22 protein-coding genes are annotated in these 22,720 nt (G+C 69.6%); 10 read left to right on the top strand and 12 right to left on the bottom strand.

The annotated features are described in order from the left end of the window. Nucleotides 1-6: 6 nt before the first annotated feature. Entirely contained in the window at nt 7-1,506 is a 1,500-nt protein-coding gene (locus AC3EGR_RS07830) for an alkaline phosphatase D family protein (RefSeq protein WP_488545885.1), read from the top strand. A 28-nt stretch (nt 1,507-1,534) separates the two neighbouring features. On the opposite strand, the gene AC3EGR_RS07825 is transcribed toward AC3EGR_RS07830, so the two are convergent. Together AC3EGR_RS07825 and rodA are read right to left on the bottom strand one after the other, a co-directional pair. After that, the gene (locus tag AC3EGR_RS07825; protein ID WP_488545884.1) at nt 1,535-2,155 is read right to left on the bottom strand and encodes a response regulator; all 621 of its coding nucleotides are present in this window, start codon (nt 2,153-2,155) and stop codon (nt 1,535-1,537) included. 123 nt (nt 2,156-2,278) lie between these two features. After that, entirely contained in the window at nt 2,279-3,433 is a 1,155-nt protein-coding gene (gene rodA, locus AC3EGR_RS07820; RefSeq protein ID WP_488545883.1) for a rod shape-determining protein RodA, read from the bottom strand. Nucleotides 3,434-3,505: 72 nt separating this feature from the next. Here rodA and AC3EGR_RS07815 point away from each other — a divergent pair, with 72 nt between their 5' ends. Further along, nucleotides 3,506-4,180 carry a response regulator gene (locus AC3EGR_RS07815; RefSeq protein ID WP_488545882.1) on the top strand — a complete coding sequence of 225 codons (675 nt, stop codon included), beginning with the start codon at nt 3,506-3,508 and terminating at the stop codon, nt 4,178-4,180. Here the strand turns inward: AC3EGR_RS07815 and AC3EGR_RS07810 are convergent. Continuing rightward, entirely contained in the window at nt 4,177-5,913 is a 1,737-nt protein-coding gene (locus AC3EGR_RS07810; RefSeq protein WP_488545881.1) for an ATP-binding response regulator, read from the bottom strand. The genes AC3EGR_RS07815 and AC3EGR_RS07810 overlap by 4 nt on opposite strands. Nucleotides 5,914-5,993: 80 nt before the next feature. On the opposite strand from AC3EGR_RS07810, the gene AC3EGR_RS07805 reads away from it, so the two are divergent. The 8 genes from AC3EGR_RS07805 to ruvC all read left to right on the top strand — a co-directional run bounded on the left by AC3EGR_RS07805 (nt 5,994) and on the right by ruvC (nt 13,381). After that, nucleotides 5,994-6,578 (top strand): YqiA/YcfP family alpha/beta fold hydrolase, encoded by a 585-nt coding sequence (locus AC3EGR_RS07805; RefSeq protein ID WP_488545880.1) that lies wholly within the window; start codon nt 5,994-5,996, stop codon nt 6,576-6,578. Nucleotides 6,579-6,714: 136 nt separating this feature from the next. After that, nucleotides 6,715-8,775, top strand: a complete 2,061-nt coding sequence (locus AC3EGR_RS07800; RefSeq protein WP_488545879.1) for a ribonuclease catalytic domain-containing protein — start codon at nt 6,715-6,717, stop codon at nt 8,773-8,775. An 8-nt stretch (nt 8,776-8,783) separates the two neighbouring features. Further along, nucleotides 8,784-9,632: an energy transducer TonB gene (locus AC3EGR_RS07795; RefSeq protein ID WP_488545970.1), complete on the top strand. Its 849-nt coding sequence runs from the start codon at nt 8,784-8,786 to the stop codon at nt 9,630-9,632. A gap of 4 nt (nt 9,633-9,636) precedes the next feature. Continuing rightward, complete coding sequence (gene aroE / locus AC3EGR_RS07790) at nt 9,637-10,476, top strand: shikimate dehydrogenase (protein WP_488545969.1); 840 nt, start codon at nt 9,637-9,639, stop codon at nt 10,474-10,476. Continuing rightward, nucleotides 10,473-11,204 (top strand): monofunctional biosynthetic peptidoglycan transglycosylase, encoded by a 732-nt coding sequence (gene mtgA / locus AC3EGR_RS07785; protein WP_488545878.1) that lies wholly within the window; start codon nt 10,473-10,475, stop codon nt 11,202-11,204. Before aroE ends, mtgA begins: the two co-directional genes overlap by 4 nt. Then, a complete protein-coding gene (locus AC3EGR_RS07780; protein ID WP_488545877.1) occupies nt 11,201-11,833 on the top strand; it encodes a lysophospholipid acyltransferase family protein in 633 nt (210 codons plus the stop codon). The genes mtgA and AC3EGR_RS07780 overlap by 4 nt, the downstream gene beginning before the upstream one ends. Continuing rightward, nucleotides 11,830-12,822 carry a phosphatidate cytidylyltransferase gene (locus AC3EGR_RS07775; RefSeq protein WP_488545876.1) on the top strand — a complete coding sequence of 331 codons (993 nt, stop codon included), beginning with the start codon at nt 11,830-11,832 and terminating at the stop codon, nt 12,820-12,822. The genes AC3EGR_RS07780 and AC3EGR_RS07775 overlap by 4 nt, the downstream gene beginning before the upstream one ends. 10 nt (nt 12,823-12,832) lie before the next feature. Next, nucleotides 12,833-13,381, top strand: a complete 549-nt coding sequence (ruvC, locus tag AC3EGR_RS07770) for a crossover junction endodeoxyribonuclease RuvC (protein WP_488545875.1) — start codon at nt 12,833-12,835, stop codon at nt 13,379-13,381. Nucleotides 13,382-13,400: 19 nt separating this feature from the next. On the opposite strand, the gene AC3EGR_RS07765 is transcribed toward ruvC, so the two are convergent. From AC3EGR_RS07765 to ftsW, 9 genes are all read right to left on the bottom strand, one after another. Then, the gene (locus AC3EGR_RS07765; RefSeq protein ID WP_488545874.1) at nt 13,401-13,580 is read right to left on the bottom strand and encodes a hypothetical protein; all 180 of its coding nucleotides are present in this window, start codon (nt 13,578-13,580) and stop codon (nt 13,401-13,403) included. Beyond that, on the bottom strand, nt 13,581-14,504 hold the full coding sequence (gene lpxC, locus AC3EGR_RS07760) for a UDP-3-O-acyl-N-acetylglucosamine deacetylase (RefSeq protein WP_488545873.1): 924 nt from the start codon (nt 14,502-14,504) through the stop codon (nt 13,581-13,583). Nucleotides 14,505-14,677: 173 nt separating this feature from the next. Then, on the bottom strand, nt 14,678-15,922 hold the full coding sequence (gene ftsZ, locus AC3EGR_RS07755) for a cell division protein FtsZ (protein WP_488545872.1): 1,245 nt from the start codon (nt 15,920-15,922) through the stop codon (nt 14,678-14,680). Nucleotides 15,923-16,067: 145 nt separating this feature from the next. Further along, on the bottom strand, nt 16,068-17,297 hold the full coding sequence (gene ftsA / locus AC3EGR_RS07750; RefSeq protein ID WP_488545871.1) for a cell division protein FtsA: 1,230 nt from the start codon (nt 17,295-17,297) through the stop codon (nt 16,068-16,070). An 8-nt stretch (nt 17,298-17,305) separates the two neighbouring features. Further along, on the bottom strand, nt 17,306-18,094 hold the full coding sequence (locus AC3EGR_RS07745) for a cell division protein FtsQ/DivIB (protein ID WP_488545870.1): 789 nt from the start codon (nt 18,092-18,094) through the stop codon (nt 17,306-17,308). Continuing rightward, nucleotides 18,091-19,059, bottom strand: coding sequence for a D-alanine--D-alanine ligase (locus AC3EGR_RS07740; protein ID WP_488545869.1), 969 nt, complete (start codon nt 19,057-19,059; stop codon nt 18,091-18,093). Before AC3EGR_RS07740 ends, AC3EGR_RS07745 begins: the two co-directional genes overlap by 4 nt. Further along, entirely contained in the window at nt 19,056-20,468 is a 1,413-nt protein-coding gene (gene murC, locus AC3EGR_RS07735) for a UDP-N-acetylmuramate--L-alanine ligase (protein WP_488545868.1), read from the bottom strand. Before murC ends, AC3EGR_RS07740 begins: the two co-directional genes overlap by 4 nt. Continuing rightward, complete coding sequence (gene murG / locus AC3EGR_RS07730; RefSeq protein ID WP_488545867.1) at nt 20,465-21,523, bottom strand: undecaprenyldiphospho-muramoylpentapeptide beta-N-acetylglucosaminyltransferase; 1,059 nt, start codon at nt 21,521-21,523, stop codon at nt 20,465-20,467. Before murG ends, murC begins: the two co-directional genes overlap by 4 nt. Further along, nucleotides 21,520-22,686 carry a putative lipid II flippase FtsW gene (ftsW, locus tag AC3EGR_RS07725; RefSeq protein ID WP_488545968.1) on the bottom strand — a complete coding sequence of 389 codons (1,167 nt, stop codon included), beginning with the start codon at nt 22,684-22,686 and terminating at the stop codon, nt 21,520-21,522. Before ftsW ends, murG begins: the two co-directional genes overlap by 4 nt. Nucleotides 22,687-22,720 lie beyond the last annotated feature (34 nt).

The raw sequence follows: 22,720 nt of genomic DNA, 5'->3' as shown, positions 1-22,720 counted from the left end.
GCGCCCATGGAACCGCTGTGGAAACTGCCGCCCTGCGAGCTGAGCCCCACCGCCGAGGGCGGCTGGGCCGTGCAGTCCGAGGAAGGCTTCGGTGCGGCGCTGGCCGTGTTCGCGCCGCTGCGCCACGACGGGCAGTGGCGCGTGGCGATCGGCGACGAGGAGACGCTGGAGCTCACGGAGGTGGACGACCGCACCTGGACGCCGCTGCGGCTGCCCGCGGTTCCCGCGGCCACGCACTTTCTCTGCATCGTGCGCTACGACCACCCTGCCGACCATCCCGGCAGCAGCTGGTTCCAGCTGGAAGTCGCCGACGCGCCCGGCCCGCGCCAGGCACCCGGCTGCACCGTCGCCGGCGCGGAACTGCGGCAAGGCCTGGAGCGGGTGCGCGCCGAACTGCGCGATCGTTTCGAGCTCTACCTCGTCCCGGCCAGGTCCCGTCCGCTCGCGGCCGCCCGCAGCATGGCCGCGCCGGCGGCGACGCCCGCGTCGCTGTGCTTCGCCTTCGCGAGTTGCCAGTACCCCGCGGGACTGCTGGACCGCCCGGTCGCGCATGGATCGTTCGACCGGCTGGCGGCGCACCTGAAGACACCCGGCGCGGCGACGCCCGAACGCCTGCTGCTGCTCGGCGACCAGGTCTACACCGATGCGACCTACGGCCTGGTCGACCCGGCGCGCATCGACGATCGCTACCGCATTCCCTACGAGGACTTCACCGACCGCGAGAACGGCCCCTTCGCGAAGCTGCCCCAGACCTTCCTGGCCCTGCGGCGCATGACGCCCGACGACCACGAGATCCAGGACAACTGGGAGCCCACGACCGGCCCCGATGCGGTGCGGGACACGGCGCTGCAGGCCTACTGGAAGTACCAGCGCCGCGCACCCGCGCAGCGCCGCGTGTGGTCCGAGGAGCAAGGGCCCGGCTGGCGCCTGTTCCTGGCGGACAGCCGCACGCAGCGCGACCCGCGCGACGAGGACACGGTGGCGCACGCGCTGCTGCTCGGCCAGGAACAGACCGACGCTCTCGAGGAATGGCTGCGGCACTGCGACGGCGGCCACCTCAACATCGTGAGCACCGCCGCCATGCTGCTGCCGCGCACGCGCCTGAACATCGACGAACCCCTGTACCTCGATGGCTGGCCGGGGTACCCGGCCTCATTGCACCGGCTGCTGGCGCTCCTGTGCGAGCGCAAGGTCCACAACCTCGTGTTCGTGTCGGGGGACGCGCACCTGGCCTGCGACGCGCGGGTGCAGGTCACGCGCCCCGGCAGCGACCGGCACGCGAGCTTCGCCTCGCTGCACGCGCCGGCCCTGTACGCGCCCTACCCCTTCGCCAACGAGGACGAGGCCAACCTGCTGCTGCAGGACAGCTTCGAATTCGCGGTGGACGGGCAGCACTACCACTGCAGCGTCTCGGCCCAGGTGCTGGCCGAAGGCGCCAACGGCTGCGGCCTGCTGCGCGCCAGCCGCCACGAGGACCGCTGGTGCGTGGCCTACGACGTGCTCTGAGGCGTGCTGCGACCTTTGCGGGCAGCCACTAGGAAATGCGCACGCCCTGCTCCGCGGCCATGTAGACGGCCTCGGTGCGGTTGCGGGTGCCCAGTTCCTGGTAGATCGCGCGCAGGTGCGTCTTGACCGTGCCGTCGCTGATGCCCAGCTGGCGCGCGATCAGCTTGTTGGAGTTGCCGCGCAACGCGGCGCGCAGCACGTCGGCCTGCCGCTCCGTGAGCATGGGAAAGGCGTCGCGCACGTCCCGCGTCTGGATCGGCGCCAGGCTGCCGGTGGGCAGGTAGACGCCGCCGTCGGCGATCGTCTTGACGGCCGTCATGAGCAGCGCCGGCGGCGAGTCCTTGGGGATGAAGCCCGCGGCGCCCAGGTCGATGGCGGTGCGCACCAGTTCGGCATTGCGGTCGCCCGAGAGCACCACCACGCGGGTCAACGGCGCCGATTCGCGCAGCGCCTCCAGCGCGCGGGCGCCGGCCAGGCCTTCCATGTGCCAGTCCATCAGGATCAGGTCGAAGGTGCCGTCCCGGGTCACGTCCACCGCTTCCTCGGCCGAGCCGGTCAGGGTGACTTCCATGCTGGCATCCAGCTTCTCCAGCAACAGTCGCAGCCCCTCCCGGAACAGGGAGTGGTCGTCGCACACCAGAACTCGCATCAAAGGCCTCCTTTCGCCCGTACTGCCGGATAGCGGGGGACCCGTCCAACCTCGACACCGCGTGATCATGCGACGGCGGCCCGCAGGCGGCCTCTCCCAGCCGGGAGAGGCCGCCGGCACCCGTCAGGTCTGCACAAGGCGCTTGGACTTGGAGATCGACATCAGGATGCCCAGGCCCATGCCCAGCGTCACCATCGCCGTGCCGCCGTAGCTGATGAAAGGCAGGGGCACGCCCACCACGGGCAGGATGCCGCTCACCATGCCCATGTTCACGAAGGCGTAGGTGAAGAAGATCATGGTGACCGCGCCCGCGAGCAGGCGGGAGAACAGGGTCGGCGCCTCCAGCGCGATCGCCAGGCCGCGCAGCACCAGGAACAGGAAGCTGGCGATCAGGAACAGGTTGCCCAGCAGGCCGAACTCCTCGGAGAAGGCGGCGAAGATGAAGTCGGTGGTGCGTTCCGGGATGAACTCCAGGTGCGTCTGGGTGCCCTGCATGAAGCCCTTGCCGAAGATGCCGCCCGAACCGATGGCGATCATGCCCTGGATGATGTGGAAGCCCTTGCCCAGCGGGTCCTTGGTCGGGTCCAGCAGGGTGCAGATGCGCTGCTGCTGGTAGTCGTGCAGCACCGGCCAGCGGACGCCGTCGGCACACAGCGCGCCCTCGAACAGGACGATCAGCGTGACGCCGACCAGCCCCAGCACCAGCGGCGGGATGATCAGCTTCCAGGACAGGCCGGCGAAGAAGATCACCGCCAGGCCCGCGGTCAGGACCAGCACGGCGGTGCCCAGGTCGGGCTGCTTCATGATCAGCCCGACGGGCAGCGCCAGCAGCAGCATGGCGACCATGAAGTCCAGCGGCCGCAACTGGCCTTCCCGCTTCTGGAACCACCAGGCCAGCATGAGCGGCATGGCGATCTTCAGGATCTCGCTCGGCTGGATCACCACGCCCAGGTTGACCCAGCGCTTGGCGCCCTTTTTCGTGATGCCGAAGACCGCCACCGCGACCAGCAGCGCCACGCCCAGGGCATAGAGGGGCACGGCGAAGCTCATCAGGCGCTGCGGCGGCACCTGCGCCACCACGAACATGATGGTGGCGGCCAGCAGCATGTTGCGTCCGTGGTCGACGAAGCGCGTTCCGTGGTCGAACCCGGAGCTGTACATGGTCAGCAGCCCGGCACAGGCCAGCAGGAAGACGGCGAAGGCAAGGGGCCCGTCGAAGCCCTGCAGCATGGGGGCCATGCGCAGGCGCAAGGAGGGTTTGTCGAATACGGCGGCCATGGGGAATTATCCTCCGCGGCTCCTCCCAATGGCCGTGGTGCCGCCGAGCCCGGCTGTTACGATGCCCCGAGCATGAAGATCCTGGTCGTCGACGATCACCCCCTCTACCGCAGCGGCGTGGTGTACACGCTGCAGAACACCGGCATGGGGGTGGAGGTCGTCGAGTGTTCTTCCCTCGCCATCGCGTTCCAGCGGCTGGACGAGGGCCTCGCGGTCGACCTGATGATCCTGGACCTGCAGATGCCCGGCTACCAGGGCCTCGACTCCGTGCGCGAGGTGCGCAACCGCCGCCCCGACGTGCCGGTGCTGGTGCTTTCGGGCAACGAGGACCCGGCGGTCGTGCGCGAATGCATAGACCTCGGCGCCTTCGGCTTCGTGCCCAAGTCGGCGCCCGCCGACCAGTTCAACGCCGCGCTGCAGCTGGTGCTGTCCGGCGGGGTGTACCTGCCGCCCACCAGCCTCAGCGTCGGCTCGCCCGCGACCCGGGCGCAGCAGGATGCCTGGGGCCGCCTGGGCGCGCACCTCACCGAGCGCCAGCGCCAGGTGCTGCTGGGGATCGTGCAGGGCAAGCCGAACAAGGTGATCGCACGCGACCTGGGCCTGTCCGACACGACGGTGAAGTCGCATGTGGCGCACATCCTGGATGCGCTGGTCGTCTCCAACCGCACCGAAGCGGTCTACGCCCTCGCCCGCGCCGGCCTGAGCCTGCGCGACCTGCAGGCCTCGTCGAGCGGCGCGCCCTACTAGCGCGGGAATGCGGTGCGCAGCGCGGCCAGCAGCCGCTCGGGCGTGATCGGTTTCTGCAGCACCGGCAAGGCCAGGCCGCGGTCGGCGATGTCCGGCTCGCCCGAGACGATCCAGGCCGGCACCGGCCCGTAGGCGGCGCGCACGGCTTCCACCGCATCCACCCCGGTGCCCTCGCTGAGCCGGTAGTCGGCCAGCATGAGGTCCGGTGGGCCGCTGGAACTGCCAAGCACCTTCATCAGCTGGCCCAGCGAGCTGCCCTGTGCGACGCGAGCGCCGGCATCCAGCAGCCACTCGCACAAGGCGTCCCGCGCCAGCCGGTCGTTCTCGACGACGGCCACCAGGCGGCCGCGCAGCAGGTCCGCGCCCTGGTCGGCCAGCGCGGCCGGCTGGCGCTGGTCTTGCGCCGCCAGCGGCAGGCGGATGGTCACCATGGTGCCGCGGCGCGGCTCGGATTCGATCTTCAGCGGCAGCTGCATCAGGTCGGCCATGTGGCGCGAGATCGCCAGCCCCAGGCCGATGCCTTCGGCCTCCGCCACCGTCGCCGAGCGGCCGCGGAAGAACGCGTTGCAGGCCTGGGCCAGGTCCTCCGGCTCCATGCCCACGCCCTCGTCGGAGACGCACACGACCACGTCGAGCCCCTCGATATGCACCTTCAGCACGATCTCGCCGACCAGCGAGTACTTGGACGCGTTGTCCAGGAAGTTGCGCAGCATGCGCTCCAGCAGCACGGGGTCCGCCGACACGGTGCAGGGGCCCGGCAGCTCCATGCGGAAGCGCAGGCCGCGCGCCGCGCACTTCTCGGCGAAGCCGGACACCGCCGCGGCCAGCAGCTGCTCCAGCTGCACGGGCTGCACGACGGCGCGCATGGTGCCGGCGTCGATCTGCGCGAAGTCCACCAGGTGCCGGAACATGCCGTCGATCGATTCGCCCGTGCGCACGATCTGCTGCGCCATCGCGTCGCGCCGCATCGGGTCCGTGGAGCGGCGGAAGATGTCGGCCAGGAACAGCAGCGCCTGCACCGGCTGGCGCAGGTCGTGGCTGGCCGCGCCCAGGAAACGCGAACGTGCGCGCTGGGTCTCCTGCTGGCTGGCCAGCGCCTCGCGCAGCTGCCGCACGAGCTTGGCGTTCTGTTGCGCGGTGTGCACCGTGTCGCGCAGCTGCGACTGCACGATCAGCGCCAGCCGCACGAGCAGGGGGGCGCCGAACACCATGGACATCGCGATCAGCAGCAGCTCGCGCGGCGTGCTGTGTCCGATCCAGCCGATGAAGATCGTCGCCATGCTGGCGGCCAGGTAGACCGCATAGACACGCGGCTGCACGGCCAGGACGGACACGGCGACCGTCAGCCAGCCGCTGATGATGATGGTCAGCACGCTCAGGTCCGGCTGGGCGATGAAGCGCGCGAACAGGGGCACGGCCAGGCTGCCCAGCCAGCTGGTGGCGGCGCTCACGACGGCGATGCGGCGCAAGGTGCCTGCCGTGGGGCCGTCGCGCCCCAGCAGGTGACGGAAATAAGGCTGGCGCAGCGTCATCGCCGCGAGCAGCACCACGAACCAGGCGGTGTAGACCAGCCAGCCGGCCGCGGGAACGAACATGACCCCCAGGACCACGCCGATGACGAGCGCGGTCACGCCGCCTGCCCGCGTCTGCGACAGGATCACCTCCAGGCTGGTCTTGACCAGCTCGGCCGACGCGTCCGCGGCGGCCGTCCCTGCCACTCCTTGTTCTGCCAACTTCCACTCCGGGGTAAGAGTTTGGCGTAAGCGCGGATGGTTCTGCAATTCGTAACGGTTGCCCATCTACCATCCGGTGGATGGACGCAACACACCTGTTGTATTTACACGGCTTCCGGTCGTCCCCCCGCTCCTTCAAGGCGCAGAGGATGGCCGCCGCCGTCGCCGAGCGCCATCCCTCCGTTGGATGGTGGTGTCCCCAGCTGCCGCCCTCGCCCCGGGAGGCGATGGACATGGTCTGGGACACGGTCCGGCACTGGCCGCGCGAGCGCATGGCCGTGGCCGGCTCGTCCCTGGGGGGCTTCTACGCGACCTGGGTGGCCGAGCGCACCGGCTGCCGGGCCGTGCTGCTGAACCCGGCCGTGGACCCGGCGCGGGACCTGCAGGCCTACATCGGCCCGCAGACGGCCTGGCACGACCCGAACGAGCGCTTCGAGGTGAAGCCGGAGTTCATGGAGGAGCTGCGGTCCCTCGAATGCGGGCCGGTGCGCCACCCGGAGCGCTATTTCGCCGTGATCGCCAAGGGCGACGAGGTGCTGGACTGGCGGGAAATGACCGGGCGCTACCCGGGGGCCCGGATCAAGCTGCTGGAGGGCGGCGATCACGCGCTGTCCGACTTCGACGCGCATCTGGACGAAGTGCTGGGGTTCCTGCGGCTTGCGTGACAGGCCCTGCACCGCGAAGGCGCGGTGGTCGCAGGGGAATCGGAGCTTTCTGTCGTGAATGCCTGCCTGCCCTGTGCGGCCCTGTGCGTTCCCGGCGCCTCTGCGGTGGGGGCTGCCCCGCATGGGACAATCGGGAATGTTCGTTCTGTTTGAAGACGCCGGGAAGTTCCTGGCCGGCCGGGTGCTGTCCGAGACCGACAGTTCCGCCCAGGTCGAGCTCGAGTCCGGCAAGCGGGTCAAGGCCAAGGGGGCCAACATCCTGCTGAAGTTCGAGAAGCCGCAGCCGCAGGAAATGCTGCGCGAAGCGCAGGCCCTCGCCGCCGACATCGACCTGGACCTGGCCTGGGAGTTCGCACCCGAGGAGGAATTCGGCTTCGCCGACCTCGCCCGCGACTACTACAGCGCCCAGGCGACCGTCGCCCAGCAGGCCGCCGCGCTGCTGCGCCTGTTCGAGGCGCCGCACTACTTCCGCCGCGCCGGCAAGGGGCGTTTCCGCAAGGCGTCCGCGGACATCCTGCAGCAGGCGCTGGCCGGCATCGAGAAGAAGAAGCAGCTGCAGGCGCAGATCGGCGCCTGGGCCGCGGAGCTCGCCTCGGGCAGTTGCCCGCCCGCGATCCGCGAGCAGCTGTACCGCATCCTCTTCAAGCCGGACAAGAACGCGCCCGAATACAAGGCGGTGGTCGAGGCCTCGCGCAGCACCCACGAGGCGCCGCTCGCCCTGCTGCAGAAGGCCGGCGCGATCACCTCGCCCTACCAGTTCCACTGGAAGCGCTTCCTGCTGGAATACTTCCCCAAGGGCACCGGCTTTCCGCCGGTGAGCGCCCCGGCGATCAAGGACGAACTCCCGCTCGCGGCCGTGCAGGCCTTCTCGGTCGACGATTCCAGCACCACGGAAATCGACGACGCGCTGTCCGTGCAGGGCCTGGGCACCGGCACGGTCACCGTGGGCGTGCACATCGCCGCGCCCGGCCTGGCGATCCAGGCGGGCGCGCCGCTGGACCAGGTCGCGCGCCAGCGGCTGTCCACGGTCTACATGCCGGGCCACAAGATCACCATGCTGCCGGACGACGTGGTGCAGGCCTACACGCTGCAGGAAGGCCGCGATTGCCCGGCCGTTTCGCTCTACGTGCAGTTCGACGAGGCCTCCCTGGAGGTGAAGTCCAGCGAGACCCGCCTGGAGCGCGTGCCGATCGCGGTGAACCTGCGGCACGACCAGCTCGATGCGCACCTGCCCGAAGCGTGGCTGGACGACCCGGGCGTGCCCGGCCCCGACGTGCCCGAAGCCGCGCAGCGTTTCCGCGCCGAGCTGTCCTTCCTTTTTCGCCTGGCCAGGCAGCTCAAGGCGCAGCGCGAGGTGGTGCGCGGCAAGCCGGAGAACTTCAACCGGCCCGATTACAACTTCCGCGTCCCCGCGGCCGGCGAAGGGGGCCCGCAGGGCGACGAGGCGGTGGAGATCAGCGTGCGCCGGCGCGGCGCCCCGCTGGACCTGATGGTGGCCGAAGCCATGATCCTGGCGAACAGCACCTGGGGCCAGTGGCTCGCCGAGATCGGCGTTCCGGGCATCTACCGCAGCCAGGCGAGCCTCGCGCCCGGCGTCAAGGTGCGCATGGGAACCAAGGCCTTGCCGCACGCCGGCATCGGCGTGAAGGCCTACGCGTGGAGCACCTCGCCCCTGCGCCGCTACACGGACCTGGTGAACCAGTGGCAGATCATCGCCGCGGCCCGCCATGGCCGCACCGCCGCGCTCGCCGCGCCCTTCAAGCCCAAGGACGCGGAGCTGTTCTCCATCATCTCCGCCTTCGACGCGGCCTATTCCGCGTACAACGGCCACCAGGCGGCGATGGAGCGCTACTGGACCCTGCTGTACCTGCAGCAACAGGGCGTGCGCGAACTGGAGGCGACCGTCTTCAAGGAAGGCCTGGCGCGCGCCGACACCCTGCCGCTGGTGCTGCCGGTGCTGGGGGGCGACCTGCCCCGCGGTGCCCGCGTGCGGGTGCGCCTGGGCGAGATCGACCTGATCACGCTGGACGTGAGCGGCACCGTCGTGGAGCGCCTGGACAGCGCGCCGGAAGCGGCAGTGTCGGCAGAGGACGACACCGACGAGGAAAGCGTCGCCGGCCCGATTGCGATCGCGGTGGATGTCACGGACACTCCCGAAGAGGAGGCCCCAGCGGCATCGGCGGCGGCGAATACCTGAGCGTGAACCTGAAGTCCCTGAGCACCCTGCACATCGCAGTGGGCGTATCCGTCCTCGTGCACGCCGCCCTGCTGGCGGTGCGCATCGTCGACCCCGAAGGGTTCAACCGCGTCTTCCAGGACACCCCGCTGGAGGTGATCCTGGTGAACGCCCACAGCAGCGAGAAGGTGGACAAGGCGCAGGCGATCGCCCAGCGTTCGCTCAATGGCGGCGGCGAGGCCGACAAGGGCCGCGCCACCTCGCCCCTGCCGCCCTCGGCGCTCACCAGCTTCGGCGACGCCGCCGAGGACGAACACAAGAAGATCGAGGCGATGCAGGAGCAGCAGATGCTCATGCTCGCGCAGATCAAGCGCACGCTCGCCGCCATGCCGCCGGCGGACCCGAAGGAGGCGCGCAGCAACCCGGAAGCGGCCGCGCGCGAGGACAAGCGCCGGCACCTGATGAAGCTGCTCGCGGAGATCGAGAAGCGGATCAACGAGGAAAACGCCCGGCCCAAGAAGCGATACATCAGCCCTTCCACGCGCGAGGAGGTCTATGCCGTCTACTACGACACGCTGCGGCGCAAGATCGAGGAGCGCGGCACCGTGCACTTCCCCGAGCTCGCCGGCAAGAAGCTGTACGGCGAGCTGACCATGGTCGTCACGGTCAACCACGACGGCCGCGTGCTGGACACGGAGGTGGTGGAAACCTCCGGCAACCGCATCCTGGACCGCCGCGCCGCCACCATCGCCCGCGCGGCCGGCCCTTTCGGCAGCTTCAACAAGTCCATGCGCAGGCAGGCGGACCAGATCGTGGTGGTCTCGCGTTTCAAGTTCACGCGCGAAGACGTGCTGGAAACCAAGCTCACCAGCCACTGAGACAATCGCTGCCGTGGACCGATATTGCGTCATGGGGAATCCCGTGGACCACAGCAAGTCGCCGTGGATCCACGCGCGCTTCGCCCAGCTCACCGGCGAAGCGGTGGACTACGGCAAGCGCCTGATCGGGCTGGACGAATTCCCGCAGGCGGTGCGCGCCTTCGTCGCCGAGGGCGGCAAGGGCTGCAACATCACCGTGCCCTTCAAGTTCCAGGCCGCCTCGCTGGTCACGCGCCGCAGCGCCCGCGCCGAACTGGCCGAGGCCTGCAACATCCTGAGCTTCCGCGACGGCGCCATCCTGGGCGACAACACCGACGGCATCGGCTTCGTGGCGGACCTGGAGCGCAACGCGGGCGTGCCGCTGGCCGGTCGCGACGTGCTGCTCCTGGGCGCCGGCGGCGCCAGCGCGGGGGTGCTCGGCCCGGTGCTGCAAGCGCGGCCCGCCAGCGTGGTCGTCGCCAACCGCACGGTGGCCAAGGCGCAGGCCCTGGTGCAGCGCCATGCGGCGCTGGCTGCGTCGCTGGAGATCGCGCTCACCGCGAGCGGCCTGGACGAGGTGGCCGGCCCCTTCGACGTGGTGGTCAACGGCACGGCCAGCAGCTTGAGCGGCGGCACCGTGCCGGTGGATGCCCGCGTGCTGAAACCGGGCGCCCTGGCCTACGACATGATGTACGGCGCGGCCGCCGAGGGCTTCCTGCGCTGGGCGCGCGCGCATGGCGCGACCGGCCGCGACGGCCTGGGCATGCTGGTGGAGCAGGCGGCCGAAGCCTTCCTGATCTGGCGCGGCGTGCGCCCGCCTTCGGCGCAGGTGCTGGAGGAACTGCGCCGGGAGCTGGCGCGATGAAGGCCGTCGTCCGCTGGATTGCGCTGGTGCTGCTGGCGTTCGTCGGCCTGCAGCTGTTCTTCATAGGCCGCATCGCCCTGATGGCCGTGGTCGACCCGGAATCGACGACCTTCCAGCGCTCGGAAGCCTGGCGCATCGCCAACGAGCGCGACCGCCTGCGCTGGACGCAGCGCTGGATGCCTTACGAGCAGATCTCGGACAACCTCAAGCGCGCGGTCATCGCGTCGGAGGACGGCAGCTTCGCGTACCACGACGGCGTCGACTGGGATGCGCTGGAAAAGGCGTGGGCGAAGAACACGAAGGCGGAGGAAGCCGCGGCCCGGCGGGCGCAGTTCGCCCCGTCGCGCGCCAAGCCGGCCAAGATCATCGGCGGCTCCACCATCACGCAGCAGCTGGCCAAGAACCTGCTGCTCTCGGGCGAGCGCAACCTGCTGCGCAAGGGCCAGGAACTGGTGCTCACCCTGGTGCTGGAGCACACGCTGTCCAAGCAGCGGATCCTGGAGATCTACCTGAACAACGTGGAATGGGGCGAGGGCGTGTTCGGGGCGGAGGCCGCGTCGTGGCACTACTTCCGCAAGCCCGCGAGCCGGCTCTCGCCCTATGAGGCGGCGCGCCTGGCGGTGATGCTGCCGCAGCCCAAGCGCTTCGAGAAGCTGCCCGGCTCGGGCTACCTGGCCGGCCGCACCTCCACCATCGTCGCCCGCATGCGCGACGCCGAACTGCCTTGAAGGCGGCGCTGTCGCCCTGGGCGGCCCGGGCTTTCGGCTGGTTCCTGCTGAAACTGGTGCGCATCCTGACCGGCGCGCAGGGGCGCTGGACCGGCTGCCCGCCGCTCGCGGAACAGCGCATCTACTTCGCCAACCACCAGAGCCACGCCGACCTGGTGATGATCTGGGCCGCGCTGCCGCACGAACTGCGCGCCATCACGCGGCCGGTGGCCGCGCGCGACTACTGGATGAAGACGCCGCTGCGCCAGTGGATCACGACCGCCGTCTTCAACGCGGTGTACGTCGACCGCGAGCGCAAGGAAGGCGGCGATCCGCTGCAGCCGCTGCAGGAGGCGCTGGAACGCGGCGACTCCATCATCCTGTTTCCCGAAGGCACGCGCGGCGAGGGCGAGGAGGTCCAGCCCTTCAAGTCCGGGCTGTACAGCCTCGCGCTGCAGTTCCCGCAGGTGGTGCTCGTGCCCAGCTGGATCGACAACATCCACCGCGTGATGCCCAAGGGCGAGGTCGTGCCCGTGCCGATCCTCTGCTCCGTGACCTTCGGCGCGCCGATCCGGCTGGATCCCAGCGAAGACCGGCGTGCCTTCCTCGACCGCGCCCGCGCGGCCGTCATCGCCCTGCGCGAGCTATGAACCAGTTCCTGCGCAGCCTCACGCCTTCGCAGCAGATCGGCACCCTGTTCGTCGCCGTCTTCGGGATCCTGGTGCTCACCAGCGTCGCGGCCTTCCTGCTCACGCTGCGCGAGCGCCGCACCGCCCACGACGAGACCCGGCACGCCGAACTGGAGGACTTCCGCCAGCTGCTCGCCACCTCCTGGGGCATGGTGGTCCTGTTCTGGCTCGCCTGGGCCAGCGGCGACACCGGGGCGACCTTGCTGTTCGCCCTGATCGCCTTCTTCGCGCTGCGCGAGTTCATCACGCTCTCGCCCACGCGCCGGGGGGATCACCGCAGCCTGGTGCTGGCTTTCTTCGTGGTGCTGCCAATCCAGTTCTGGCTGGTGGGCTCGCGCCACTTCGACTTCTTCACCGTGTTCATCCCGGTGTACGTGTTCCTCGCGCTCCCGGTGGCCAGCGCGCTGTCGGGCGACCCGCAGCGCTTCCTGGAGCGCAACGCCAAGCTGCAGTGGGGCATCGTGGTCTGCGTGTATGGAATGAGCCACGTGCCCGCCCTGCTCCTGCTGCAGTTCCCGCGCCAGAACTACGAGGGCAAGCAGGCCTTCCTGGTCTTCTTCCTGGTCATGGTGGTGCAGACCTGCATGCTGGTGCAGCACCTGGTCACGCGCCGGCTGCGTCCGGAACCCAGCCTGCCGGGCATCAGCAGCAGCTTCGCCTGGAGCACCTGGGGCTGGGGCGTGCTGGCCGGCAGCATGCTGGGCGCCCTGCTCTCCTTCATCACGCCCTTCAAGCCCGCGCAGGCCCTGTGGGCCGCGCTGGTGGCCTGCGTCGCAGGCTCGTTCGGCCATCTCGTGATGAAGGCCCTCAAGCGCGATCGCGGCGTGACGAACTGGGGCCGGGACACCCGCTCCACCACCGGCGCCAACGGCCTGCTCGATCGCGTCGACGCCCTGTGTTTCGCGGCGCCGATCTTCTTTCACTCGGTGCGCTGGTACTTCGGCGCTTAAGATAGCCTGCATGCGCATCCTCGGCATCGACCCCGGCCTGCAGACCACCGGCTTCGGCGTGATCGATGCGGACGTGCACGAACTGCGCTACGTCGCCAGCGGCACGATCACCACCACCCACCTGGAGCGCGGCGACCTGCCGGCCCGCCTGAAGGTCCTGTTCGACGGCATCGGCGAACTGCGCGAGCGCTACCGGCCCGATGCGGCCGCGATCGAGATCGTCTTCGTGAACGTCAACCCGCAGTCCACGCTGCTGCTCGGCCAGGCCCGTGGCGCCTGCGTGACGGCGCTGGTGTCCTGTTCCCTGCCGGTGGCGGAATACCTGCCCATGCAGATGAAGCAGGCGGTCGCGGGCACCGGCAAGGCCTCCAAGGCGGAGGTGCAGCAGATGGTCAAGCGCCTGCTGAAGCTGTCCGGCCTGCCGGGCAAGGATGCGGCGGATGCCCTGGGGCTGGCGATCACCCATGCGCACGCGGCGATCGCGACCGAGCGGATCCGCAAGGCGGGGAATGTCGCGCCGCGCAATACCAGCGCGTACAAGACGGGGCGGGTGATCTAGGGTCGCGGCGGAAGGGCGCTCAAACCGCCAGGCGCTCCGCCACCAGCATCCCGAAGAACGCCACCGCGGCGATCAGGGTCCACTTCAGGATGATCAAGCCCACGCGCTTGTAGCGCGGGTTTCCCGTCCCGGCGTAGAACGCGAAATTCACGCCCGCCGCCAGCAGCAGCAGCATGACGACCCAGCGGAACAGGAGCATTTACCAGGCCGGGGCGGGCTGGGCGAAGCCGGCGGGCGCTTCGCGCTCGTCGCCGAAGCTCACGACCTCGAAGGCGTCCTGGTCGGCGAGCAGCGCGCGAATGAGCCTGTTGTTCAGCGCGTGGCCGGAACGGAAGGCACTGTAGGCGGCCAGCAAGGGCTTGCCCAGGAGGTACAGGTCGCCCATGGCGTCGAGGATCTTGTGCTTCACGAACTCGTCGTCGTAGCGCAGGCCCTCGGCGTTGAGCACGCGGTAGTCGTCCACCACGATCGCGTTGTCCATGCCGCCGCCCATGGCCAGGCCGCGGGCGCGCATCATCTCCAGGTCCTTGGTGAAGCCGAAGGTGCGGGCGCGCGCGATGTCGCGCGCGTACTGGCCCGAGCTCATGTCGAATTCGTAGCGCTGGCCGGTGGAGTTCACCACGCGGTGGTCGAAGTCGATCTCGAAGCCCAGCTTGTAGCCGTGGTACGGGTCGAGCCGCGCCCACTTGAGGCTCTCGCCCTCGCCTTCGCGCACTTCCACCGGACGCCGCACACGGATGAAGCGGCGCGGCGCGTTCTGCTCCTCGATGCCCGCGCTTTGCAGCAGGAACACGAAGGAGGCGGAGGAGCCGTCCAGGATGGGGACTTCTTCGGCCGTGATGTCGACGTAGAGGTTGTCCACGCCCAGGCCGGCGCAGGCCGACATGAGGTGTTCGACCGTGTGGACCTTCGCGCCGCCGTTGGAAATCGTCGACGCCATGCGCGTGTCCGTGACCGCCTCGGCGCACACGGGGATGTCCACGGGCTGGGCCAGGTCGACGCGGCGGAAGACGATGCCGGTGTCCGGCTGCGCGGGGCGCAGGGTCAACTCCACCCGCTGCCCGCTGTGCAGGCCGACGCCGACCGCCTTGGTCAGGGTCTTGAGGGTGCGTTGACGAAGCATGGTGCCCATTTTACGGGCAGCCCTGGACGCGCCCGTCTGGGTTTGCGCATGCCCTCGATAGAGCCAGTCCATTTTCTTCGCCTCCTTCTCCAGCCTCTGCCGTGCCGGTAAAGCGGTGATGAAGCGCAGGTAAAAGCGGCAGCGGGCCCCGCAGGGCCCGTTGCCGTACCGCCTCAGTCGGCCTGCTTGCGCAGGAAGGCCGGGATCTCGAAGTCGTCCATGCCGCCGCTGGACAGCGCGTCGACCTTGGCCGCCGCCTGGGTGCGGTTGGTGCGCCAGACGCTGGGCACCGACAGGCCGCCGTAGTCCGGCTGCTGCACGCCGGTGGCCTGCATCTCGCGCGTCACGATCGCGCCCGGGCCGGCCACCGCGTTGTTGATGGTGGGCACGTTGAACGGCACGTTGTCGGTGCCGGTGCGCAGCACCTGCAGCGGGGGCGCCGTGCGGCGCTGCTGGCCGTGGCGGGACAGGCCGGTGGCCACCACCGTCACGCGCACGTCGTCGCCCAGGGCGTCGTCGTAGGCCGTGCCGTAGATCACGTGCGCGTCCGGCGAGGCGTAGGCGCGGATCGTGTTCATCGCCAGCTTGGACTCGGACAGCTTCAGGCTGCCCTTGGCCGCGGTGATCAGCACCAGCACGCCCTTGGCGCCGGACAGGTCGATGCCTTCGAGCAGCGGGCAGGCCACCGCCTGTTCCGCGGCGATGCGCGCGCGGTCCGGGCCGGAAGCCAGGGCCGTGCCCATCATCGCCTTGCCCGGCTCGCCCATCACGGTGCGCACGTCCTCGAAGTCCACGTTGACGTGGCCGGGAACGTTGATGATTTCCGCGATGCCGCCGACGGCGTTCTTCAGCACGTCGTTGGCGTGCGCGAAGGCCTCGTCCTGCGTGATGTCGTCGCCCAGCACGTCGAGCAGCTTCTCGTTGAGAACGACGATCAGCGAGTCGACGTTGGCCTCCAGCTCCGCCAGGCCGCTGTCGGCATTGGTCATGCGGCGGCCGCCTTCCCAGTCGAAGGGCTTGGTCACGACGCCGACCGTCAGGATGCCCATTTCCTTGGCCACGCGCGCGATCACCGGCGCGGCGCCCGTGCCGGTGCCGCCGCCCATGCCGGCCGTGATGAACAGCATGTGCGCGCCCGAGATCGCCTGGCGGATGTCTTCCACGCAGGACTCGGCGCACTCGCGCCCCTTGTCGGGCTTGCTGCCCGCACCCAGGCCGCTGGTGCCCAGCTGGATGTGCTTGTGCGCGGAGCTGCGCGCCAGCGCCTGCGCGTCGGTGTTGGCGCAGATGAACTCCACGCCCTGCACGTTGCGCTCGATCATGTGCGCGACTGCGTTGCCGCCGCCACCGCCCACCCCGATCACCTTGATCTGGGTGCCCTGGTGGAACTCCTCGACTTCGATCATTTCGATGCTCATTTGAATACTCCTGGAACTTGCAGTTGCCACTGACGTTTCATTGTTGGATTGCGAGTTAACGCCGGAACGGTGATTCGGTGCACCGACATCGCTCCTTTCTGCGCGGGGGACTCCCGCGCGCCAGCCACAACTTGTAGGGACCCATTCAGAAGTTCCCCACGATGAAATCCTTGATCCGGCCGAAGGCGGTCTTCACCGAGCCGTGCTTCTGCGCCACCTTGGCGCCGCGCACGCGCGCGAGCCGCGCTTCCTCCAGCAAACCCATCACGGTGGCGGCGCGCGGCTGCGCGATCATGTCCGCCAACGCGCCGCGGTAGTGCGGGACGCCGCGGCGCACCGGTTTGAGGAAGATGTCCTCGCCCAGTTCCACCATGCCGGGCATCACCGCGCTGCCGCCGGTGATCACGATGCCCGAGGACAGCACTTCCTCGTAGCCGGACTCGCGCACGACCTGCTGCACCAGCGAGAAGATCTCCTCGATGCGCGGCTCGATCACGCCGGCCAGGGCCTGGCGCGAGAGCATGCGCGGACCGCGGTCGCCCAGGCCCGGCACTTCCACCTGCGTCTCGGGGTCGGCCAGCAGCTGCTTGGCGCAGCCGTTCTCCACCTTGATGTCCTCGGCGTCCTTGGTCGGGGTGCGCAGCGCCATGGCGATGTCGCTGGTGATCAGGTCGCCGGCGATGGGGATCACCGCCGTGTGCCGGATCGCGCCGCCGGTGAAGATCGCGACGTCGGTCGTGCCGGCACCGATGTCGACCAGCGCGACGCCCAGGTCCTTCTCGTCGTCCGAAAGCACGGCGCTGCTGGACGCCAGCGGGTTGAGCAGCAGCTGCTCCACTTCCAGGCCGCAGCGGCGCACGCACTTGATGATGTTCTCGGCGGCGCTCTGGGCGCCGGTGACGATGTGCACCTTGGCTTCCAGGCGGATGCCGCTCATGCCGATCGGCTCGCGCACGTCCTGGCCGTCGATCACGAACTCCTGCGGCTCCACCAGCAGCAGGCGCTGGTCGGTGGAGATGTTGATCGCGCGCGCGGTCTCGACGACGCGGGCGACATCGGCCGGCGTCACCTCGCGGTCCTTCACCGCCACCATGCCGCTGGAATTGATGCCGCGGATGTGGCTGCCGGTGATGCCCGTGTAGACACGGGTGATCTTGCAGTCGGCCATCAGCTCGGCCTCTTTCAGGGCCTGCTGGATGCTCTGCACCGTGGCGTCGATGTTGACGACCACGCCGCGCTTGAGCCCGCTCGAAGGCGCCACGCCCAGCCCCGCGAGCTTGAGTTCACCGCCCGGCATGACCTCGGCCACCACCGCCATCACCTTGGCGGTGCCGATGTCCAGTCCGACGACGAGATCCTTGTAGTCCTTGGCCATCCTCTTCCTCAGTTCCTCTTCGCGCCCGCGTCCGCCGTGGTCACGCCCCTCAACTTCACCGCATAGCCGTCCGTGTGCCGCAGGTCCGCGGTCACCAGGGCCTCGGGTCTGCGCCCGTACTTCGCCGCCACCTGGGTCAGCGTCGACGCGAAGCGCTGGCTGCGCGCGAGCACCTCCTCCGCCGTCCCGCGTCCCAGTTCCACCGCCGCGCCGCTGTCCAGCGTCATGGACCAGCCGCCGCGTCCGGTGAGCGTCACTTCCTCCACCGACAGGTCCAGCTTTTCCAGCATGGGCTCGAGGCCGTGGTACATCGCGAGCACCTGGGCGGCGGAGCCTTCCGGCCCCACCAGCCGCGGCATCCCTTCGCTCTCCACGTCCCCGGGGTTGGCCTCGAACACCTCGCCGTAGGTGTTGACCAGGCGTGATTCGGAATCGGCGCCCCACAGCGCCTCGGGTTCGTGCTCCTGCAGCTGCACGCGCAGCTTGTTGGGGAACTGGCGCTTGACCACCGCCTGCCGGACCCAGGGCACCGCCTCGAACGCCTGCCGCGCGGCATGGAGGTCCACCGTGAAGAAATTGCCGCGCAGCCTCGGCGCGACGTTCGCCCGCAGGGTGGCGGCGCTGTTGTGCGCCACGTCGCCCTGCACGACGATGCCGCCGATGGCGAACACCGGATGGCGCAGCGCCCACCAGCCCAGCGCCGCCACGAGCAGCAGGCCGCAGGCCGTGAACAGCACCGTGGCGGTGATGTTCATCAGCCTGACGTCCAGCGGCAGGGGCAGCGGCTTCTGTTTCATGCCTGGCCGGCTCCCGGTGGCTGGTCCAGCGCCGCGTCCGCCAGCAGCTGCACGCACAGGTCCTCGTAGCTGATGCCGGCCGCGCGGGCCGACATCGGCACCAGCGAGTGGCCGGTCATGCCGGGCGAGGTGTTGATTTCCAGCAGCGACGGCTTGCGCGTGGCGGCATCGATCATCACGTCGATGCGGCCCCAGCCGCGGCAGCCCAGCACGCGGTAGGCCTTCACCACCAGTGCCTGGATGGCCTGCTCCTCGCCGGCCGGCAGGCCGCACGGCACCAGGTACTTCGTGTCGTCGGTGAAGTACTTGTTCTGGTAGTCGTAGTTGCCTTCGGGCGCCACGATGCGGATCACCGGCAAGGCCCGGGCGCCGTCGCCCGTGCCCAGGATGGGACAGGTCACCTCGTCGCCGGAGATGAACTGCTCGCACAGGACGTCGGCGTCCAGGGCGGCGGCCGCCTCCACGGCGCCCTGCATCTCGGAGTAGCCCTTGACCTTGGCGACGCCGATGGAAGAGCCCTCGCGCGCCGGCTTGACGATCAGGGGCAGGCCCAGGTCGTCGGGAATCTTGATCAGCTGCTCGCGCTGGTAGGCGCCGCGGCGCAGCAGCTGGTACTTCGGCGTGGGAATGCCCTCGGCCAGCCACACGCGCTTGGTCATGACCTTGTCGATGGAGATCGCGGAGGCCATCACGCCGGAGCCGGTGTACGGGATGCCCAGCAGCTCCAGGGCGCCTTGCACCGTGCCGTCCTCGCCGAAGCGGCCGTGCAGCGCGATGAAGCAGCGCTGGAAGCCCTCCTGGCGCAGCGCCGCCATGTCCCGCTGCGCCGGGTCGAAGGCGTGCGCATCCACGCCCCGGGACTGCAGTGCCTGCAGCACGCCGCCGCCGGACAGCAGCGAGATCTCGCGCTCCGCCGACCTGCCGCCCATGAGGACGGCCACCTTGCCGAAGTCCTTCGGGTTCATGCCTTGCCTCCCGCTTCCACGACCTTGGCCGGGACGGTGCCGATCGAGCCGGCTCCCATGCACATCACGACGTCGCCGTCGCGCACGGTGGCCAGGATGGCCTGGGGCATCTCGGCGATGTCGGCCACGAACTGCGGCTCCACCTTGCCGCTCACGCGCACGGCGCGCGCGAGCGAGCGGCCGTCGGCGGCGACGATGGGTTCCTCGCCGGCGGAATACACCTCCGAGAGCAGCACCACGTCGGCGGTGCCCAGGACCTGCACGAAGTCCTCGAAGCAGTCGCGCGTGCGCGTGTAGCGGTGCGGCTGGAACGCGAGCACCAGGCGCTTGCCGGGAAAAGCCCCGCGCGCGGCGGCGAGCGTGGCCTTCATCTCCACCGGATGGTGGCCGTAATCCTCGATCACGGTGAACTTGCCGCCGCCCTGCGCGGCCGGCACGGCGATCTCGCCATAGCTCTGGAAGCGCCGGCCGACGCCGCGGAACTCGCCCAGCGCCTTGACGACCGCGTCGTCGGGGATGTTCAACTCGGTCGCGATCGCGATGGCCGACAGCGCGTTCAGCACGTTGTGCCTGCCCACCGCGTTCAGCTTCACCCGCATGTCCGGCAGCGTGACGCCATTGCGCCGCTGCACGGTGAAGTGCATCTGCGGCCCGACCGCCTGGATGTCGACGGCGCGCACCTGGGCGCCCTCTTCCAGCCCGTAGGTGGTCACCGGGCACTGCACCTCGGGAATGATGGAGCGCACCGCGGCGTCGTCGTTGCACAGGATGGCCGTGCCGTAGAAGGGCATGCGGTGCAGGAAGTCGATGAAGGCCTTCTTCAGGTTGTTGAAGTCGTGCCCGTAGGTGTCCATGTGGTCGGCGTCGATGTTGGTCACCACCGCCATCACCGGGAACAGGTTCAGGAAGGAGGCGTCGGACTCGTCCGCCTCCACCACGATGTAGTCGCCCGAGCCGAGCTTGGCGTTCGCGCCGGCGCTGTTGAGCTTGCCGCCGATCACGAAGGTCGGGTCGAGCCCGCCCTCGGCCAGGACGCTCGCCACCAGGCTGGTGGTGGTCGTCTTGCCGTGCGTGCCGGCGATGGCGATGCCCTGCTTCAGGCGCATCAGCTCCGCCAGCATCACCGCACGCGGGACGATGGGGATCTTGCGCTTGCGGGCGGCGACCACCTCGGGGTTGTCCGCCTGCACGGCGGTGGACGTGACCACCGCATCGGCGCCGATCACGTTGGCGGCGGCGTGGCCGATGAAGGTCTGGATGCCCAGCTCCTGCAGCCGGCGCACGGTGGGGCTGTCGGCGATGTCGGAGCCGGAGATCAGGTAGCCGAGGTTGCGCAGGATCTCGGCGATGCCGGACATGCCGGCGCCGCCGATGCCGACGAAGTGAATGTGTTTGATCGCGTGTTTCATCGTGCGAGGGCCTCGCAGGCGGCGACCACCTGTTCGGTCGCCTGGGTCTTCTGCAACTTCTTGGCCGCCACCGCGCGGCGCAGCAGTTCGTCGCGCGTCAGCGTGATCAGCGTGGTGGCCAGCTTGTCGGGAGTGAGCTCGTGCTGCTGCACGAGCCAGCCGCCGCCGGCGTCCACCAGGAACTTCGCGTTCGTGGTCTGGTGGTCATCGACGGCCGCGGGAAAGGGAACGAACAGCGCCGCGGCGCCCACCGCGGCGATCTCCGTCACGGTGCTGGCGCCGGCGCGGCAGATCACCAGGTCGGCTTCGGCGAAGGCGCCGGCCGTGTCCTCGATGAAGGGCGTGAGTTCCGCCGCCACGCCGGCCTTCGCATAGTTGGCGCGCAGCTCGTCGATCTGCTTGGCGCCGCTCTGGTGCAGCACGTGCGGGCGCTGCGCGGCGGGGATGCGCGCGAGGGCCTGGGGCACCACCTCGTTGAGGCCGCGCGCGCCCAGGCTGCCGCCCACCACCAGCACCTTCAGCGGCCCGCTGCGGCCGGCGAAGCGCTGCTCCGGTGGCTCCTGGTGCAGGAAGGGCTCGCGCAAGGGGTTGCCCACCCACTCGCCCTTCTTGAGGACCTGCGGGAAGGCGCTGTAGACGCGGTCGGCGACGCCGGCCAGCACCTTGTTGGCCATGCCGGCCACCGAGTTCTGCTCGTGCAGCACCAGCGGCTTGCCCAGCAGCACGCCCATCATGCCGCCGGGAAAGGTGATGTAGCCGCCCAGCCCGACCAGGACGTCGGGCCGCACGCGGCGCACCACCTGCAGGCTTTGCCAGAAGGCACGCAGCAGCTTCAGCGGCAGCAGCACGAGCGTCTTGAGCCCCTTGCCGCGCACGCCGCCGAAGGCGACCGTCTCGAGCGGGAAGCCGCGCGGCGGCACCAGCTGGCTTTCCATGCTGTCCGGGGCACCCAGCCAGTGGACGTTCCAGCCGCGGGCGCGCAGCGCCTCGGCGACCGCAAGACCCGGGAAGATGTGGCCACCGGTGCCCCCCGCCATCACGAGTGCGGTCTTCATGCCCGGCCCCCACGCATCAGGGTGCGGTTCTCGTAGTCGATGCGCAGGACCACGGCGATCGCCACCACGTTCATCAGCACCGCGGAGCCGCCATAGGACATCAGCGGCAGCGTCAGGCCCTTGGTGGGCAGCGCCCCCAGGTTCACGCCCATGTTGATGAAGGCCTGGAACCCCATCCAGATGCCCACGCCCTGCGCCACGAGGCCGGCGAACACGCGGTCCAGCGCGATCGCCTGCCGGCCGATGTGCATGATCCGGCGCGTCATCCAGAGGAAGGCGCCGATCAGCGCGATCACGCCGACCAGCCCGAACTCCTCGCCGATCACGGCCAGCAGGAAGTCGGTGTGGGCTTCGGGCAGCCAGTGCAGCTTCTCGACGCTGCCGCCCAGGCCGACGCCGAAGATCTCGCCGCGGCCGATCGCGATCAGGGAGTGCGAGAGCTGGTAGCCCTTGCCCAGGGCGTACTTCTCGTTCCACGGGTCGAGGTAGGCGAAGATGCGCTCGCGCCGCCAGTCGGAGAACGCGATCATCAGCATGAAGGCGACCACCATCACCGCCGCGATCAGGAAGAACATGCGGGCGTTGACGCCGCCCAGGAACAGGATGCCCATGGCGATCACCGCGATCACCATGAAGGCGCCCATGTCCGGCTCCGCCAGCAGCAGCACGCCCACCACCGCCACGGCGACGGCCATCGGCAGCACGGCGCGGAAGAAGCGCTCCTTCACCTCCATCTTGCGCACCATGTAGTTGGCGGCATAGAGCAGGACGGCGAACTTGGCGAGTTCCGAAGGCTGGAAGGAGATCGGGCCCAGGCCGATCCAGCGGCGGGCGCCGTTGACGCCCTTGCCGATGTGCGGGATGAGCACCACGATCAGCAGCAGCAGCGAGACCACGAACAGCCACGGGGCGACGCGCTCCCAGGTCTCGACCTTCACCTGGAAGGCCAGCAGGCCGACCACGAAGGACAGGGCCAGGAAGAGCGCATGCCGGCTCAGGAAATAGGTGTGCGCATAGCGGCCGAAGCGCGGGTTGTCCGGCAACGCGATCGAGGCGGAATACACCATCACCAGCCCCCACGCGAGCAGGGCCACCGTGACCCACAGCAGCGCGGGGTCGAAGGTGTGGATGTTGGGCATGTCGTGCCGGGCACGGCCCCGCATCCAGTCGGCCGACGTGTCGCGCCGGGCGAAGGGA

The sequence above is a fragment of the Ramlibacter sp. G4-7 genome (assembly GCF_057784995.1).
Note: the sequence above shows the minus strand (reverse complement) of the source record. Positions and strands in the feature narration are given on the sequence as shown.

What these genes read in the sequence shown, in the direction of transcription:
- AC3EGR_RS07830 (WP_488545885.1), top strand. Translation starts at nt 7, where the DNA reads ATGGAACCGCTGTGGAAACTGCCGCCCTGCGAGCTGAGCCCCACCGCC.
- murG (WP_488545867.1), bottom strand. Translation starts at nt 21,523, where the DNA reads ATGAAGACCGCACTCGTGATGGCGGGGGGCACCGGTGGCCACATCTTC.
- AC3EGR_RS07805 (WP_488545880.1), top strand. Translation starts at nt 5,994, where the DNA reads ATGGACGCAACACACCTGTTGTATTTACACGGCTTCCGGTCGTCCCCC.
- murC (WP_488545868.1), bottom strand. Translation starts at nt 20,468, where the DNA reads ATGAAACACGCGATCAAACACATTCACTTCGTCGGCATCGGCGGCGCC.
- AC3EGR_RS07800 (WP_488545879.1), top strand. Translation starts at nt 6,715, where the DNA reads ATGTTCGTTCTGTTTGAAGACGCCGGGAAGTTCCTGGCCGGCCGGGTG.
- ftsW (WP_488545968.1), bottom strand. Translation starts at nt 22,686, where the DNA reads ATGCGGGGCCGTGCCCGGCACGACATGCCCAACATCCACACCTTCGAC.
- lpxC (WP_488545873.1), bottom strand. Translation starts at nt 14,504, where the DNA reads ATGCTTCGTCAACGCACCCTCAAGACCCTGACCAAGGCGGTCGGCGTC.
- ruvC (WP_488545875.1), top strand. Translation starts at nt 12,833, where the DNA reads ATGCGCATCCTCGGCATCGACCCCGGCCTGCAGACCACCGGCTTCGGC.
- AC3EGR_RS07825 (WP_488545884.1), bottom strand. Translation starts at nt 2,155, where the DNA reads ATGCGAGTTCTGGTGTGCGACGACCACTCCCTGTTCCGGGAGGGGCTG.
- ftsZ (WP_488545872.1), bottom strand. Translation starts at nt 15,922, where the DNA reads ATGAGCATCGAAATGATCGAAGTCGAGGAGTTCCACCAGGGCACCCAG.
- AC3EGR_RS07815 (WP_488545882.1), top strand. Translation starts at nt 3,506, where the DNA reads ATGAAGATCCTGGTCGTCGACGATCACCCCCTCTACCGCAGCGGCGTG.
- AC3EGR_RS07740 (WP_488545869.1), bottom strand. Translation starts at nt 19,059, where the DNA reads ATGAACCCGAAGGACTTCGGCAAGGTGGCCGTCCTCATGGGCGGCAGG.
- AC3EGR_RS07745 (WP_488545870.1), bottom strand. Translation starts at nt 18,094, where the DNA reads ATGAAACAGAAGCCGCTGCCCCTGCCGCTGGACGTCAGGCTGATGAAC.
- mtgA (WP_488545878.1), top strand. Translation starts at nt 10,473, where the DNA reads ATGAAGGCCGTCGTCCGCTGGATTGCGCTGGTGCTGCTGGCGTTCGTC.
- AC3EGR_RS07765 (WP_488545874.1), bottom strand. Translation starts at nt 13,580, where the DNA reads ATGCTCCTGTTCCGCTGGGTCGTCATGCTGCTGCTGCTGGCGGCGGGC.
- rodA (WP_488545883.1), bottom strand. Translation starts at nt 3,433, where the DNA reads ATGGCCGCCGTATTCGACAAACCCTCCTTGCGCCTGCGCATGGCCCCC.
- ftsA (WP_488545871.1), bottom strand. Translation starts at nt 17,297, where the DNA reads ATGGCCAAGGACTACAAGGATCTCGTCGTCGGACTGGACATCGGCACC.
- AC3EGR_RS07775 (WP_488545876.1), top strand. Translation starts at nt 11,830, where the DNA reads ATGAACCAGTTCCTGCGCAGCCTCACGCCTTCGCAGCAGATCGGCACC.